General features: G+C 45.3%; 15 protein-coding genes. 11 read left to right on the top strand and 4 right to left on the bottom strand.

Translation table 11 applies throughout. The features are described from left to right. Positions 1–28 precede the first annotated feature (28 nt). A complete protein-coding gene (locus GKZ89_RS03400; protein ID WP_155110941.1) occupies positions 29–601 on the bottom strand; it encodes a 5' nucleotidase, NT5C type in 573 nt (190 codons plus the stop codon). Between the two features lie 163 nt (positions 602–764). Here GKZ89_RS03400 and GKZ89_RS03395 point away from each other — a divergent pair, with 163 nt between their 5' ends. Then, the gene (locus tag GKZ89_RS03395; RefSeq protein ID WP_430696681.1) at positions 765–1,112 is read left to right on the top strand and encodes a DUF4190 domain-containing protein; all 348 of its coding nucleotides are present in this window, start codon (positions 765–767) and stop codon (positions 1,110–1,112) included. Between the two features lie 36 nt (positions 1,113–1,148). Here GKZ89_RS03395 and ispG read toward each other — a convergent pair whose 3' ends face one another. Together ispG and GKZ89_RS03385 are read right to left on the bottom strand one after the other, a co-directional pair. After that, the gene (gene ispG, locus GKZ89_RS03390; RefSeq protein ID WP_338324893.1) at positions 1,149–2,267 is read right to left on the bottom strand and encodes a flavodoxin-dependent (E)-4-hydroxy-3-methylbut-2-enyl-diphosphate synthase; all 1,119 of its coding nucleotides are present in this window, start codon (positions 2,265–2,267) and stop codon (positions 1,149–1,151) included. Positions 2,268–2,383: 116 nt separating this feature from the next. Continuing rightward, on the bottom strand, positions 2,384–2,704 hold the full coding sequence (locus tag GKZ89_RS03385; protein ID WP_155110939.1) for a hypothetical protein: 321 nt from the start codon (positions 2,702–2,704) through the stop codon (positions 2,384–2,386). Positions 2,705–3,020: 316 nt separating this feature from the next. Here GKZ89_RS03385 and GKZ89_RS03380 point away from each other — a divergent pair, with 316 nt between their 5' ends. Then, a complete protein-coding gene (locus GKZ89_RS03380) occupies positions 3,021–4,772 on the top strand; it encodes a methyl-accepting chemotaxis protein (RefSeq protein ID WP_155110938.1) in 1,752 nt (583 codons plus the stop codon). Between the two features lie 256 nt (positions 4,773–5,028). Here the strand turns inward: GKZ89_RS03380 and GKZ89_RS03375 are convergent, their stop codons facing one another. After that, positions 5,029–5,844, bottom strand: a complete 816-nt coding sequence (locus GKZ89_RS03375; protein ID WP_155110937.1) for a DUF1189 domain-containing protein — start codon at positions 5,842–5,844, stop codon at positions 5,029–5,031. A gap of 160 nt (positions 5,845–6,004) precedes the next feature. Here GKZ89_RS03375 and GKZ89_RS03370 point away from each other — a divergent pair, with 160 nt between their 5' ends. The 9 genes from GKZ89_RS03370 to pstB all read left to right on the top strand — a co-directional run bounded on the left by GKZ89_RS03370 (position 6,005) and on the right by pstB (position 16,581). Beyond that, entirely contained in the window at positions 6,005–7,636 is a 1,632-nt protein-coding gene (locus GKZ89_RS03370; RefSeq protein ID WP_155110936.1) for a Na/Pi cotransporter family protein, read from the top strand. A 77-nt stretch (positions 7,637–7,713) separates the two neighbouring features. Further along, the gene (locus tag GKZ89_RS03365) at positions 7,714–8,196 is read left to right on the top strand and encodes a DUF456 domain-containing protein (RefSeq protein WP_155110935.1); all 483 of its coding nucleotides are present in this window, start codon (positions 7,714–7,716) and stop codon (positions 8,194–8,196) included. 140 nt (positions 8,197–8,336) lie between these two features. Next, positions 8,337–8,945, top strand: coding sequence for a superoxide dismutase (locus tag GKZ89_RS03360; RefSeq protein WP_155110934.1), 609 nt, complete (start codon positions 8,337–8,339; stop codon positions 8,943–8,945). A gap of 115 nt (positions 8,946–9,060) precedes the next feature. After that, complete coding sequence (locus tag GKZ89_RS03355) at positions 9,061–10,353, top strand: MFS transporter (protein WP_155110933.1); 1,293 nt, start codon at positions 9,061–9,063, stop codon at positions 10,351–10,353. Positions 10,354–10,488: 135 nt separating this feature from the next. Further along, entirely contained in the window at positions 10,489–12,624 is a 2,136-nt protein-coding gene (locus GKZ89_RS03350) for a peptidoglycan D,D-transpeptidase FtsI family protein (RefSeq protein ID WP_155110932.1), read from the top strand. 214 nt (positions 12,625–12,838) lie between these two features. Further along, positions 12,839–13,828, top strand: a complete 990-nt coding sequence (locus GKZ89_RS03345) for a PstS family phosphate ABC transporter substrate-binding protein (protein ID WP_155110931.1) — start codon at positions 12,839–12,841, stop codon at positions 13,826–13,828. A 76-nt stretch (positions 13,829–13,904) separates the two neighbouring features. After that, entirely contained in the window at positions 13,905–14,843 is a 939-nt protein-coding gene (gene pstC, locus GKZ89_RS03340) for a phosphate ABC transporter permease subunit PstC (RefSeq protein ID WP_155110930.1), read from the top strand. 1 nt (position 14,844) lies between these two features. Further along, positions 14,845–15,723 (top strand): phosphate ABC transporter permease PstA, encoded by an 879-nt coding sequence (pstA, locus tag GKZ89_RS03335; RefSeq protein ID WP_155110929.1) that lies wholly within the window; start codon positions 14,845–14,847, stop codon positions 15,721–15,723. 66 nt (positions 15,724–15,789) lie between these two features. After that, the gene (gene pstB, locus GKZ89_RS03330; protein WP_430696679.1) at positions 15,790–16,581 is read left to right on the top strand and encodes a phosphate ABC transporter ATP-binding protein PstB; all 792 of its coding nucleotides are present in this window, start codon (positions 15,790–15,792) and stop codon (positions 16,579–16,581) included. Positions 16,582–16,669 lie beyond the last annotated feature (88 nt).

Below are 16,669 nucleotides of genomic sequence, written 5' to 3'. Positions count from 1 at the left end.
AGAGCTGCCGGTGCACCGGCAGCTCTTTTTATCCGTTCTTCTCGATTTCACTGCGTCTGATCCATTCCTCGGCCTCATACCAGCTGTTGACCCTGACTACACGCGAAGGGACAGGATCCTGGTTATACGGTGTATTAAACAGAATCACCGGAATCTGGAATGTTTCACTGATGATGCAGGCGTTATCATGTTTATCTTCAAAAAAGACGTCCACCTGATGTTTCCGGACGGCTTCAAGTTTGTCGTGGGAACCGACCAGCTCGATGCTGTGATAGGACACTTCATTCTTTTTGAACCAGCTCAGCGTTGTATCGTAAAGGTGGAGGCCTCGTGCACTGATAAAAATCAGCTGGTGCTTCTCCTTCCATCTGCCGAGGATTTCTTTTGCTCCTTTTGTAACGGGGGCTTCGCCATAGATGACCGGTTCAAATTCATCCATCCACCGGTCCAGCTCCTCATAGCTTACTTCAAGGGCTTTTGTCAGATCATAGTCCTTAATATCATCAAGGGTGATTTGTTTTTTAAACGACTTATTCAGATAAGGCACAAACGTTTCCGGCGGGGTAATCGTCCCGTCGATATCAATTCCTAAACGCAGCATTGCAGACACTCCTTTTTAATTCTTTCCCCAGTTTATCACAATCCCCTTCATAAACTGCAATGAATAATTGCCGGCGGACACTGCATACTAAAGAATGCTCCTTATACTTGAAAGTGAGGGGAAAGGAATGGCAGATGAAAGACGATTTGAAGATCACGGATATATGACCAATTCCGATCAGGTGAATGGTTTAAATAACCGCAGTGAATTGGACCGTGAATATAAGGAAGAATCAGCAACTGAAATCGCACCTCCCGTACAATCATACCGTGAAGAAGAACGGTACGAAGATGGAGACCGCGATGGGGCTGCTGAAGGCAGAACAACGGGTTACATTGCGATTGCTCTATCTGTAATCTCCCTGTTCCTGCTTCCGGTTATTCTCGGAGCGGCAGGTTTGATCGTGGGCTTTGTCGCAAGAAGAAAAGGCGCTAAAACGCTTGGATCATGGGCAATCGGGATTGGAGCAGTATCGCTGATCCTTGGCCTGTTTGTAACTCCGTTCTTTTAATTGAAAAACCGGGCACATCTAATGTGCCCGGTTTTTTTATGCCTGTATTTTGTTTTTTTCAGCTTCTTCTTTTTCAGCGGCTTCTTTCGCATAATGTGCTTCAGCCAGCTTGTCGATTTCCTTTTTCAGTTCTTCGACCATGGTGGCCTCAGGCACTTTGCGCACAATTTGCCCTTTCATGAACAGCAGGCCTTCTTTTCTGGCTCCTGCAATCCCGATGTCCGCTTCCCTTGCTTCACCCGGACCGTTTACCGCGCATCCGAGCACCGCCACTTTAATCGGAGCTTTGATGGTGGAGATGTATTCCTCGACCTCGTTTGCGATGCTGATCAAATCGATTTCAATCCGTCCGCAAGTAGGGCAGGAGATCAGTGTAGCGGCATTGGAAGCGAGCCCGTATGATTTCAGGAGCTCTCTTGCCACTTTGATTTCTTCTACCGGATCGGCACTCAAAGAAATACGCAGTGTGTTCCCGATTCCTTTATGAAGGATTGCGCCGAGTCCTGCTGCACTTTTAACCGTACCGGCGAAAAGGGTGCCTGACTCAGTGATGCCGAGATGGAGCGGGTAATCAAATGCCTTAGCCGCTTTCTCATAGGCTTCAATGGCAAGATTTACATCAGATGCCTTCATGGATACGATAATATCGTGAAAATCGAGATCCTCAAGAATTTTAATGTGATGAAGGGCGCTTTCCACCATCCCATCAGCTGTAGGATATCCATACTTTTCGAGAATTCTTTTTTCAAGTGAACCTGCGTTGACGCCAATCCGGATCGGGATGCCTTTTGCCTTGGCAGCATTCACGACCGCCTCGACCTTTTCCTTGCGCCCGATGTTGCCAGGGTTAATCCGTATTTTATCTGCTCCGCCTTCAATCGCTTTGAGGGCGAGTTTATAATCAAAATGAATATCAACGACAAGAGGGATGTTGATCCGCTTCTTAATTTCTGCGATGGCATCCGCTGCGCGCTCATCAGGACATGCTACCCGTACAACCTGGCAGCCTGCTTCTTCAAGACGGTTTATCTCTGCAACCGTTGCTTCTACGTCATGTGTTTTAGTTGTTGTCATGCTTTGTATAATCAGCTCGTTGCTTCCGCCAATTGTTAAATTGCCGACTTTAACGGGACGAGTCTTTGTACGATGTGTGATTTCTCCCACGAGTGGATCGCTCCTTATTCATATAGGTTTTATATCCGGTGGAATGTCTTTTCCTATCACATTGTATCAGTGATTCAGAGGAATTGACAAGGAAATCGAACAGCCGGCTACTCATATAAAGGAAATTTATAGGTTTGTCCTATCCGGATGCTGCTTGCCTCGGCACCGGGATTCAGACGTTCAAAATCTTCTGCTGCTTCTTCAAGCGGCACTGGAATGGAATGCTGGTTCACCCGGTTGATCAGCATCAGTACAGATTCCCCGCTTTGAACTGTCAATTCTTTATAGGTCTTTTCAGTCTCCTCAGGGCCGGGGGCACTGGCATATACAGCGTCACGGGCAGGAGCAGGCAGCGTGCCTGCACTCAGATCGTAATAAATGATATAGGAGATCAATGCGATCGAGCAAAGCAGAATAAGTCTTTTCAACGTGTTCTCATCCCTTTAGCGGTATTTGCTAAAAGATATGCTTGTCCATCTTGACTTATACCGGTTTTACGGGATTCAGACAGAGGCTTGCTCTAAAAAGGTGCGGCATCCGGGAACTGAGGCACAGGTGAAAAAGAGCTTATAAGGGCTGAAAGGCTGAGTGGAAAGCGAGGGGAAGATAGAAATATGAGTAAAAAGTCTTTAGTTTCGACAGAGTTCAGCAAAAATTAATGGATAATTTACATTATCTTAACATTTTTCTGGGATAATTTAAGTATAGTTCTAAAATAGATTGCAAAAGGAGAAATATTCCCTCATGAAGAAAGCGCTGCTTAAGCACATATCTGCTTTTTCCCTGCCTTCAAAGGAAACCATTCTGGCGCCCCTCAAAAAAGTTCCGTTTAAAGGAAATGGACTCAGCCTCCGGTTCAGGATTATTGCACTTGTTCTTTTTATATTAGTTACTTCCGTATTATCAGTCGGGATCACCTCTTATCAGAAAGCGAAGCACACAACCATTTCGATTATTGAAAACAGGCTGGAGCGCGAGGTAAATACGACAAATGAAATCGCTTCGAATTTAATGTTCGCTTACGTTGGGGATGAAGAGGGATTTTTAAAACGTTTTGAAAAGAGTGTTCTTCCGAAACAGTCAAGCCAGCTCGTACAGGATGGGCTGAATGCAGATTTCTACCTCCTCACCGACAGCAGTGCAGAAATGCTCGAAGGTACCGGAGAGCCTCTCAAATTTGAAGAGCTGCAGAAGCTTGCATCGAAAGAAAAGCAAACTGTCATCCATGAAAAGGTTGCCGGTACAGATTATACATTTTCCATTATGGAAATCCAGGAATTGAAGGGCATCCTAATGATCGCTGTAGAAACAGAGAGCTATCTCGAGCCAATTTATTCACTTGCTGTTTTCACTGCATGGACGGTAGCGATCAGTATAGCGGCAGCGACGCTGATTATTGTTTTCTTTGTAAGAGGGCTTACAAACCCTTTATCTGAGCTGAGAACTGTAATGAAAGAAGTCAGAGAAGGAAACCTTTCAGCAGGGCGCGAGATCAAAACCGAAATCCCGGAGATCAAATCTCTGATCACAAGCTTTAATCAAATGATTGCACAAATGCGGCTTATGCTGAGCAATATGAATTCCACTACAGTCAATTTATCTGAGACCGGAACGGAGCTGACAGCTTCTTCTGCTGATGTGCTGGAGCAAAACAAGCAGCTCGTTGAAGCGATCAAGGTCGTAAAACTGGGTGCAGAACAGACTGCTAAAACGTCTGAAACGAATGTGTCAGCCTTTAATCAGATGAAAAGCGAAATAAATACGGCACTTACGAGCATGGAATATTTGTTCAAAAGCGCTGATGGTATGAACAGCTCAGCCGGTAAAGGCGAGAGCAAAATATCCGGGCTTATCAAGGAAATACATGCTTTCGGGTCGGAGTTTGAAAAAATGAACGAAACAATCCGCAGTGTGAAAAACCATTCCGGTACGATTACTAATGTTGTCGCTTTGATCCAGATGATTTCAGAACAGACAAAACTTCTTGCGCTGAACGCAGCGATTGAAGCGGCGAGAGCCGGAGAGGCAGGCAAGGGTTTTGCTGTTGTGGCTGATGAAGTGCGAAAACTTGCAGATCAGTCATCAAAAGCTGCAGAGGAAATAAGAGGCACCATCTTAATGATGGAAAATATTTCGAACAAAGCTGCAGACGAGTTCAGCAATCTTCATGGCAGCCTTAAATCTCATTTAAGTGCAGCAGAAGAATCCAGATTCTCCTTTGATCATTTAATGCAAGAAATGACAGGGGTTAATGGGAAACTGAAGGAAATGAAAGAAAATATGCGAGCCCTGCATGAGAGTCTGCCGGGGATGGAGCAGTCTGCAGAAAACTTCGTATCTGTTTCTCAGGAAACACTTGCGAGCGCAGAGCAGATGCTTGCATCTTCAGAAGAACAGATGATTCAGATCAATCACACGCATGAAATCGGCAGCAAGCTGACCATTCTTTCCGGTGAACTTTCCGATTTATCAAGAAGATTTCACACAGCAAGCTGATCGAACAATCATGAACGAAAAAGCCGGGGCGGCTTCCGCTCCGGCTTTTCCTTTTCTATTTTTTAAGATCTATTAAACTTGGTTGTTGATTGCAGCTGGCAGGCGTTCGCTCATCCAGGGGCGGGCGGTGAGCCTCCTCGCCGCTGCGCGACTGCGGGGTCTCACCTGTCCCGCTGCTCTCAGCTCGGAGTCTCACGCCTTTCGCTCCAATCAACAGGTGTGAAAAATCAACATTATGCTTTAACAAAGCCATTTTTTAAACGATCACTTCCGGCTCTTTTTTTGAGGGGACTTCCTTTACAGCAAGATAGAGGATCACGACGTGTACAAACCATAACACAAGGCCCTGACTGGGAACGGATGCCTGGAGGGCACTCATCACCGTGAAAAATATGGTCGCAAGCGTTACGGCATACGCGGCCATAACCCATGATTGCTTAAAGGATATTTTCTTTCTCAGCATATTGCGGATAATCAAGCCAAGCAGAGCAAGAACCGTGACCTCCACAAATTTTGAAAAAGAGGAAATCAGATAGAGAATAAAGACAAATCCGCCAATAAATGCTGCCTGCAGGTCACCAGCCTGCTGAGCGAGGCTTACGAGCTGATCCTTATTCACAGCAATGTCTCCTGCTCCGCTGTACGGAAGAACCTGTGAAATCCCGTTTGTAGCAAACACAAATTCATCCTTTAAAATTCCGATTGCATTTTGTTTTTGCTCGATCTCATTCCGGGTGAATGTACCGGTAGGGTCGAGGACTAAGATGATATCACCTTGTTTCATTTCAACAGGCTTATCTGTTTCTGCCGTCAGCTGTCCGTTTTGAATCGTAAAATCAGGAAGGCTGGTGCTTGCCTTTTCTGCCGCTGCAATTCCGCCGGAAATAACGATGGAGCCATAGACAGAGGCAGGAACAATGGAAAGAAGGCAAAGCAGAAAGACATACAAGATGGATTTTCCGATTCCCTGAAACCGGAAGGATGCAATATCTCTTGGTGAGTATAGACTTTTTATAAACTGTTTGAATAGATTCAAGCTTTTCACTTCCCTTATATGTTCAATCCAACTCATATTTTACCTGCATGGCGGGCGGGAAACAAGTGGAGGCTTTCTGTGGGGGCAATGTAAAAAAATTAATAATACGAAGAAAATCCTTTACATGAAATATACAATTGCTTAATAATTGACTTGGTTAACGCATTAAAGAATGATGGGTGGAGGGAAAGAAAGCATGGATTTTAATCTCCAGCAGGTAATATTTGAGTTTCTTGGAGGCTTGGGGATTTTTTTATTTGCAATCAAATACATGGGTGAAGGACTTCAGCGTGCTGCAGGGAGCAGGCTCAGAGATATGCTCGACCGCTTTACAAGCAATCCTTTTCTCGCTGTTTTAACGGGTACGGCAGTAGCTGTTCTTATCCAGTCCAGCAGCGGAACAACCGTCATCGCTGTTGGTCTGGTCAGCGCCGGCTTTCTGCAGCTGAAGCAGGCAATCGGTGTCGTAATGGGTGCCAACATAGGCACAACGGTCACCGCATTCGTGATCGGTATCCCTGTCTCTGAATACTCGCTTCCGATTTTGGCAGCCGGGTCGCTCCTTCTGTTTTTTGTGAAAAACAAAACCATTCATCATACCGGACAGGTCGTTTTCGGTTTTGGTGCTTTATTTTTTGGACTCGAATTAATGGGAAAAGGAATCCGTCCGCTAGGGGAGCTTGAATTTTTCCAGGAACTTACCTTAAGCTTCAGCGCCAATCCGCTGCTCGGTGTTCTTGCAGGTACTCTGCTGACCGGCCTCGTCCAGAGCTCAAGCGCCACAATCGGCATTTTGCAGGAATTGTACGGTCAAAACCTTGTCAATCTTCAGGCGGCTCTGCCAATTATGTTCGGAGATAATATCGGGACAACGATTACGGCGGTACTCGCCTCGATTGGAGCTTCCTTAACAGCACGGAGAACCGCTTTGGCACATGTGATTTTCAATCTGGCTGGAACGTCGATCTTTCTCGTTGTCCTGCCGCTCTTTACAGTTTTCATTCAATCTTTGGAATCCAATCTCAGCCTGAATCCGGCAATGACGATTGCTTTCGCCCACGGATCGTTTAATATTACCAACGCACTTATTCAGCTTCCATTTATCGGAGCGCTTGCCTGGGCTGCAAGCAAGATCATTCCTGGGGAAGAGTCAGGGGTCGAATACCGGACAAAACGGCTTGATCCGATGTTTATTGAACAATCGGTTTCCATCGCCCTCGGACAGGCGAAGGAGGAAGTATTGAGAATGGGCCGCTTTTCTGTACAGGGGTTGAAGGAAGCGGATCTATATTTAAAGACGAACCAGCAGAAAAATGCAAGCAATGCTTTACAGATTGAAGAAGCTTTAAACAATCTCGACAGAAAAATAACGGATTACCTCATCCTTATATCCAGGAACGAGTTAAACGAAGGGGAGTCAGCTGAGCATTCTGTTTTAATTGATACAGTTAGGGATATAGAAAGAGTAGGGGATCATTTCGAGAACATCATCGAGCTTGTTGATTATAAGCTGACGAATAAAGTGAAGATATCAGAGGAAGCCCTGACTGACTTAGAAGAAATGTTTACACTTACTTTAACCACTCTTGAAAATGCCGTACAGTCGCTGGATGACAGGGATATTGGCCTTGCCAACCGTGTACTGGAAGCAGAGGAGAAAATTGACCGGATGGAGAGAGCTTTGAGAAAACAGCATGTTCTCAGAATGAACAGCGGCGAATGCAATGCACAGGCTGGAATGGTCTTTGTTGACATCATCAGCAACTTAGAAAGGATCGGCGACCACTGTGTAAATGTGGCCGAAGCCGTTCTCGGATACAGGAAGTAGATTACGAACCGGTATCTTTAGCTATACTACCTAATAAACGCAAGCCAAAAAAGCTGATCTGGCAATGGAGGAATGAAATGGACTTCTTATATTGGACGCTCATTATTGCAGCTTTTATCATCGCTTTTGCCGGGCTGATCTATCCGGTTATCCCAAGTGTCGTTTTTATCGTAGGAGGATTTCTGCTTTACGGCTTTTTCTACGGCTTCGGCTCTTTTGGCTATACCTTCTGGATGATAGAAGGGATTTTCGTCGCGGTATTGTTTGCAGCCGACTATGTAACGAACTTAATGGGTATTAAAAGGGTAGGCGGAAGCAGAGCGGCTATATGGGGAAGCACGATCGGCCTGCTCGTAGGACCGTTTGCTATACCGATTGCGGGAATTCTGATCGGCCCGTTTATCGGAGCTGTTATTGCGGAACTGATCGTCCATAAAAAGGACCTTAAAACATCCGTAAAGGTAGGGCTCGGCTCTCTAATCGGCTTTATCTCAGGGGTTTTTGCAAAAAGCATCATCCAGCTGATCATGATTGGATACTTTTTATACGCAGTTCTTTGACAGGCCGGTAATGGCAACGGTATCAAAGCCCAATCATATTCGTTGAAACATTCAGCTTAATTTGGTACGCTGAATCCAGAAAGCAGAAGGCTTGAGCCTGATGCTTGGGATACATACCTATTTAAGGAGGAGATTTGAAAATGGCTTACGAACTTCCGCAGCTGCCTTATGCTTATGATGCACTGGAGCCTCATATCGATAAGGAAACAATGAACATTCACCACACGAAACATCACAATACGTATGTAACAAACGTAAATGCAGCACTTGAAGGACATGAAGATCTTGCAGGAAAAAGCATTGAAGATCTGATCTCCAACCTTGATGCCGTTCCTGAAGAAAAAAGAACAGCGGTGCGCAATAATGGCGGAGGCCATGCGAACCATTCCCTTTTCTGGCAGATCCTTACACCAAATGGCAGCGGGGAGCCTGCAGGAGCACTTGCAGATGCAATCAGCAGCAAATTCGGCAGCCTGGATGCCTTTAAAGAAGAATTTGCTAAAGCTGCTACAACGCGTTTTGGCTCCGGCTGGGCATGGCTTGTCGTTAACAATGGTGAGCTTGAAGTAACAAGCACTCCGAACCAGGATTCCCCTCTTATGGAAGGCAAGACACCTGTTCTTGGCCTTGACGTATGGGAGCATGCCTACTACCTGAACTACCAAAACCGCCGTCCTGACTACATCAGTTCTTTCTGGAACGTTGTAAACTGGGATGAGGTTTCCAAACGGTACGAAGCAGCAAAATAAGATGCTTGGGAAGCAGGGGCGCAGATCCCTGCTTCTTTTTTGTTTTTTCCTTCCTTTCATACATATCTCCTTTCGCTCGTGCCACACTAGTACGAGACAGAAAGGAAGTTTTGCCATGCCTAAACTGCAAAAGCTGATTGGCGGCGTCGAAATGAACAAAGATCTTCTTTTGCTGCTTACAATCGGCGGTCTTTACTCCTTAAGCATTGCGCTTTCCAACTCCTTCGTTAATGTTTTTTTGTGGAAGCAGACCGGAGATTTTGCTGACCTCGGAATGTATAATTTAGCAATCGCTGTTATGCAGCCTCTAACCTTTATCCTGGCAGGAAGATGGGCTAAAAAGGTGGACCGGGTCATCGTGCTGCGATTAGGGGTCATGTTCCTGGCCTTGTTTTATATTCTCGTGCTTGTTATCGGGGATCAGGCGAACCGCTACCTGATCCTGATGGGGGTCCTGCTTGGGATTGGCTACGGCTTTTACTGGCTCGCCTTCAATGTATTGACCTTTGAGATAACCGAACCGGAAACGAGAGATTTTTTTAACGGGTTTCTTGGTATTCTGACTTCCGCAGCCGGAATGATTGGTCCGATAGCGGCTGGGCTTGTTATTTCTTTTTTGGCAGGAAACAGCGGGTACCGGGTAGTGTTCACCATCTCTCTCATCCTGTTTGCCTGTGCGGTTGCAATGAGTCTTCTTCTGAAAAGAAGACCGTCACACGGGCAGTATTTAATCCGGGAGATCTTTTTAGAGCGCCGGAATAACCAAAACTGGAAGCTAATCACCGGAGCGCATTTTTTTCAGGGCTTAAGAGAAGGGACCTTCATATTTGTAATTGGTGTATTTGTCTTCATCGCAACCGGAAGTGAGCTTGCCCTCGGCACCTTTGGGATGGTGAACTCCGCAGTTGCATTTATTGCCTATTACGCTGCGTCACGGATCATCACAAAAAAAATCAGGAAAAGAGCCATATTATATGGCGGGCTCCTGCTGTATTCCTCGCTTTTCCTTATCCTGATCAAACTTACTTATCAGAATTTGCTCCTGTATGCGGTCTGCATTGCCATAGCCTACCCGATGCTTCTCGTCCCTTATGCGTCCATAACGTATGATGTAATTGGCAGGGCATGGAATGCGGCAAAAGCCCGAGTTGAGTATATGGTTGTTAAAGAATTGTTCCTTAATGCCGGCAGGGTGGTATCCATCCTCGGGTTTATCATCGTGGTCACGAAGATGAACATGGAAACGGCATTGCCTGTATTTCTAGCCGTTATCGGAGCTGGACATACCGTCATCTATCTTTTTGTCCGGAAAATGGAGCTTCCTGACCATGTGCAGGCCAACCTGGAAGAGAACAGCCATACTTTGCAGGCTGACCCTTCACTGAAAGACGGGGAAAATGGGACTTAACCGCAATCCTTACAATTTTGTAACAAAAAAGTGCGCGACTAGAAATGTCCGTAAAAAAGGAATACAATAAATGAGCACCCTCCTTGATGGGTGCTCTTCTATTTTATGAAAAAGGTGCAAAAAAGGTGGGATCCAATGACTAACGGAAACAGGAGAAGACGAAAAAAATACCTCCCGTTCAGATTGAATGCGTTGTTTTTAGTTGTATTTCTCATTTTCTGCGGAATCGTTCTCAGACTTGGAATTGTCCAGATTGTATATGGCCAGGATTATCAAAAGGAACTGGACCGGAAAGAGGAAACGGATATCAGTTCAACTGTTCCGCGCGGGAAAATATATGACCGCAATTACAGTGCCCTAGTAGATAATGAACCGCTTAATGCTATTACATATACGAGATCATCCGCTGCAAGCCATGAAGACAGACTTGAGATCGCAAAGAAGCTTGCCGGCATGATTGAGCAAAAAACGGATAAAGTGACAGAGCGGGATATGAAGGATTACTGGCTGATTACCCGGCCTGAGGAAGCTGAAAAGAAAATAACAGATCAGGACAGGCAAAAGGTCCAGGATGGAGAAATTCCAGAGGGGCAGCTGTATGATCTTCAGCTCAGCCGCATTACGAAAGAAGACCTTTCTTCTATATCAAAAGAAGAGCTGGAGATCCTCGCAATCAAAAGACAAATGGATGCCGGGTATACGATGACCCCGCAGATTATTAAAAACAAAGAGGTCACACCGAAGGAAGTAGCCGTAGTCAGTGAGCATCTGGAGGATCTTCCCGGCGTCGACATCACGGCTGACTGGGACCGTAAGTACCCATACGGCACGATGCTCAGGACGATGATTGGCAATATCTCTTCTCCGGAGCAGGGGATCCCAAGGGAATTGCGTGATACATTCCTTGCAAAGGGATACAGCCTTAATGACCGCGTCGGCACGAGCTACCTGGAGATGGAGTACGAGGAAGTCCTTCAAGGAGAAAAAGCGAGAGCAAAGAATATTACGGACCGTGAAGGAAACATTCTTGATACAGAAGTCATTTCCGAAGGGAAAAGCGGGAAGGACTTAATTTTGACTGTGGATATTGAGCTGCAGAAGGAAGTCGAAAAAATCATCGAGGAAGAGCTGAAGGCTGCGAAACAGGAATCAGGAACAGCGATGCTCGACCGGGCGTTCGTCGTGATGATGGACCCGAGTAATGGGGAAGTTCTATCAATGGCGGGAAAACAGATCATTAAAGAGGGCAGCGGTGCCCGTAAGATGAAGGATTTTTCACTCGGTGCCATGACATCCTCCTATACGATGGGATCTGCTGTTAAGGGCGCAACCGTTCTGGCCGGTTATGAGTCAGGTGCCATTAAACCTGGAACGGTGCTTTTGGATGAACCATTATATATCGCCGGTTCCAATCCGAAAAAGTCCTATCAGACAATGGGTTCCATTAATGATACCGAAGCACTGAAGCGCTCCTCCAATGTGTACATGTTTAAAACGGCAATTGAAATGGCCGGCGGGAAGTATAAGAAAAACGGTGCTCTTCCATTGGATACCGGAACGTTCAGTGTGATGCGCAACTATTACAGCCAATTTGGCCTCGGAGTGCCTACAGGAATTGATCTTCCGAACGAAGCTGCAGGCTATAAAGGCACCTCTGTCACGCCCGGGCTTCTTTTAGACCTGTCCATCGGCCAATATGATACGTATACCCCGCTGCAGCTCGCCCAGTATGTTTCCACGATTGCGAACGGGGGCTACAGGATGAAGCCGCAGATGGTGAGGGAGATCAGGGAGCCGGCACCGGGAGAAGGACTCGGACCGGTAACGAAGTCTTCTGAGCCGCAGATTTTGAATAAGCTTACGATGAACCAGGGCAATATTGAAAGAGTGCAGGAAGGCTTCAGGCAGGTTATGCAGGAAAAAGGAGGTACCGGTTATTCGTACTTCATGGGAGCCGACTACAGCCCGGCGGGAAAAACCGGGACAGCACAGGCTTTTTACGATGGACCGGATAAAAATAAGTTTCTATCTCCGACCTATAACCTGACAATGGTGGGGTATGCACCGCACGATCAGCCCGAGGTAGCCTTTTCAGTTGTTGTTCCATGGGCGTATGATAAGAGCTCAAATGCCAATTCGATCAACAAGGTGATCAGCAGGAGAATTATGGATAAGTACTTTGAACTAAAATCCAAACATGAAAAAGAGAACCTTGAGGAAAAGAATATCGAAAAAATTGAGGAAAAAGCAGTATCTGCTGAAGCAGGATAATTTTCTGCATAATCATCAGGCACTTTCGGCATAATAAAAGCACTCCATCGAGAGTGCTCTTTTTTTGAGAAAAATTGGAGTTTACCTTCTAAAAAACGACAAAAAGCATCACGTATTTACAAAACCTTAACAATTGGTTAAAACCAAGTTAATAGTCTAACGGTATTCTTATTCACGTAGGACAAAAACACCACATATAGGGGGAAAAGAAATAATGAAAAGCTTGAAATTTGCAGCCGTGTCCATCATGGCATCTTCATTCCTTGCACTTGCTGCTTGCGGCGGCGGAGAAAACTCCAACGGAAACAACAACAGTGAGCCTAAAACGGAAGAGCAAGGCGAAAAGAAACTTTCCGGCGAAATCATGATCGATGGATCTTCTACAGTAGGTCCTATCGGTGAAGTAGTAGCTGAAGAATTTAATGCAGAACACCCTGATGTACAAGCTCCTATCGGTGTTTCCGGTACAGGCGGCGGTTTCGAGCGTTTCGCAGCTGGTGAGACTGACATTTCACAAGCATCTCGTCCAATCAAAGACGAAGAGAAAGAAGCTCTTGAAAAAGCAGGCATCGAGTTCACTGAATTTAAAGTTGCAAATGACGGTCTTTCTGTAGTAGTTAATAAAGAAAATGACTGGGTTAAAGAAATGACAGTTGACCAGCTTCAGCAAATGTGGTCTGACGGCGGAGCGAAAATGTGGTCCGACATTGATCCATCATGGCCGAAAGAAGAAATCAAATTCTATTCCCCTGGAACTGATTCCGGTACTTACGATTACTTCACAGAAGCAATTCTTGAAGCCAATGATAAAGAAAACGAAATGACGAAAGCTGCAACACTTTCCGAGGATGACAACGTTCTTGTAAAGGGTGTTCAAAACGATAAAAATGCAATCGGCTACTTCGGATATGCATACTACGTAAACAACAAAGATTCTTTCAAAGTTGTTCCTGTTGTAAATGAAGAAGGTAAAGCAGTTGAGCCAAGTGACGCAACAGTTGAAGACGGTTCTTACAACCCGCTTTCCCGCCCATTGTATATCTATGTGAAAAATGATTCTATGAAAGAAAAAGAAGAAGTAAAAGAATTTGTTCGCTTCTATCTTGAAAATGCAAGTGCAATGGCTCCAGAAGCTGGATATGTAAGCCTTCCACAAGACGAAACAGATGCTGCAATGAAAGCATTCGAAGAAGCTACTAAATAATAGCTGAAACAATCTAATAGGTGAGAAGCAGACCCTGCTTCTCATCTTCCTATGTATAGGGAAAGGGGTTTTCAAAATGGCTTTAGCAAACGGCCAGTCTGTAAGAGATTTGATAAAAAAGAAAAAATCCAAAAACAGTGCTGGGAATTTTATTGAAAAAGCAGTTCCGTATTTTCTTTTGTTTACCGCGATTGTTTCTGTACTCACTACATTGGGTATTTTATACACGTTAATCGTGGAAACATTTATCTTTTTTTCACAGGTCCCGATCGGTGAATTTTTCACGAAGACTGAATGGCTCCCGTTTGCAGGAGATCCAGTCTATGGAATTTTAACTTTGATCGCTGGGACGCTTCTGGTCACGGTTATCGCTGTCATCGTGGCAGTGCCGATCGGCCTTGGAGCAGCCATATATTTGAGTGAATATGCTTCCGACCGGGTTAGAAGAATCGTAAAGCCCATCCTGGAAATCCTCGCTGGAATTCCAACAATTGTTTACGGGTTTTTCGCTTTAACATTTGTAACTCCTCTTTTGCAGCAGGCAATTCCGAAATTAAGCTTCTTCAATGCGTTAAGTCCAGGAATTGTAGTCGGGATTATGATCATTCCGATGATCGCATCCCTGTCAGATGATGCGATGAGTTCAGTGCCGAATTCCATCCGCGAAGGAGCCCTGGCGATGGGAGCTACAAAATTCGAAGTGGCAATCAAGATTATTCTTCCTGCCGCTGTTTCCGGAGTTGTTGCTTCATTCGTTCTTGGCATATCGCGTGCGATTGGAGAAACCATGATCGTAACACTTGCAGGTGGGTCCAACCCGAACTTCACCTTTAACCCGACTGAAACGATTCAGACAATGACTGCTTACATCGTTCAGGCGAGCACAGGTGATGCAGGGTACGGTACTACGATTTATTACAGCATTTATGCTGTGGGAATGACACTGTTTGTGTTTACTCTGATCATGAACGTTCTTGCACAGTACATCTCACGCCGCTTCAGAGAGGAGTATTAATATGAAGTTAATCGACCAGTCACTGGTAGTTAAGAAAATGGGCGGCCGTCTAGCGAAAAATCAGGTTTTTAAAGGGATTTATCTGGCTGCGACCCTCTTTTCACTGGTAGTATTAGCAATTCTAATGTTCCGGATATTCACTCAAGGATATGCTTACCTTTCATGGGATTTTTTGCAGAATTTCACATCTTATGTAGCTTCCAGAGCTGGAATTAAGGCTGCATTCTTTGGTACGATATGGGTAATGGCAGTAACGATACCGGTATCCCTCATTTTGGGAGTGGGAACTGCTATTTACCTGGAGGAATATGCAAAGAAAAACCGATTCACTACGTTCATTCAAATGAATATTTCCAATCTTGCCGGCGTACCTTCCATTGTTTTCGGCTTGTTGGGACTCACAATTTTCGTCCGGTTCTTTGACCTTGGCAGAAGTATCCTTGCCGGAGGATTTACCATGGCGCTGCTAATCCTGCCTGTCATTGTCGTAGCTTCCCAGGAAGCGATCCGCTCTGTCCCGGGACAGCTTAGAGAAGCATCGTTCGGTATGGGCGCTACAAAATGGCAGACGATCTACAGGATCGTTCTTCCGACTGCTGTGCCCGGAATTTTGACGGGGAGTATCCTCGCATTTTCCCGTGCAGTGGGAGAGACTGCTCCACTTCTTGTTGTAGGAGCGTTTGCAGCTGTCCGCTATCTGCCGGATGATCTATTCAGCACGTTTACCGTTATGCCGATTCAAATTTACCAGTGGGCAGCGCGTCCACAGGAAGATTTCCAGACTCTTGCTGCAGCAGGCATCATCATTCTGTTCATCATTCTGATTGTTATGAACTCGATTGCTGTCCTGATCCGGAATAAATTTTCAAAAAGATATTAATTTGGTTCAAAGATGAAGGAGGATTTCGCCATGGAAGTCAAAACAGTCGTTAAAGATGAAAAAACAATGAGAAACAATAAGCCTGCGGATGCGGCTATAGATAAAAGCATCGTTTATAAAACAGATAACCTCAATCTCTGGTACGGCAATAACCAGGCGTTAAAAAACATTGACCTTGATGTGTATGAGAACGAAGTGACTGCGATTATCGGACCGTCAGGCTGCGGTAAATCCACATACATCAAAACTCTAAACCGTATGGTGGAGCTTGTGCCGATCGTTCGCACATCCGGTAAAATCCTCTACCGCGGACAGAACATTTTTGAAAAAACGTATCGTGTAGAAGAACTTAGAACACAGGTAGGGATGGTTTTCCAAAAACCAAACCCATTCCCTAAATCCATCTATGACAACGTAGCATACGGACCGAGAATTCACGGAATCCGTGACAAGAAGACGCTCGATCAAATCGTAGAGCAAAGTTTAAAAGGCGCGGCCATCTGGGATGAAGTTAAAGACCGCCTTAAAGAAAATGCATACGGACTTTCAGGTGGACAGCAGCAGCGTCTATGCATCGCGCGCTGCCTTGCAATCGAGCCGGATGTTATTTTGATGGATGAACCAACTTCTGCCCTGGATCCTATTTCCACACTTAAGGTGGAAGAGCTTGTTCAGGAGCTGAAACAAAATTACAGCATTGTTATCGTAACCCATAATATGCAGCAGGCTGCACGTATTTCTGACCGCACCGCTTTCTTCTTAAACGGAGAAGTAATCGAGTATTCCAACACGAACAAGCTATTCTCTACGCCTGATGATAAGCGTACAGAAGATTACATTACCGGCCGTTTTGGCTGATATAAAGAGCCGTGCACAAAGCACGGCTTTTCCAATTCCGTTTTATTCATGCATTTTCAGGCGAGCAGTAGTACAATATAGGAAATGT

Origin of the sequence: Metabacillus mangrovi, from assembly GCF_009711125.1 — a bacterium.
GTDB lineage: Bacteria > Bacillota > Bacilli > Bacillales > Bacillaceae > Metabacillus_B > Metabacillus_B mangrovi.
Note: the sequence above shows the minus strand (reverse complement) of the source record. Positions and strands in the feature narration are given on the sequence as shown.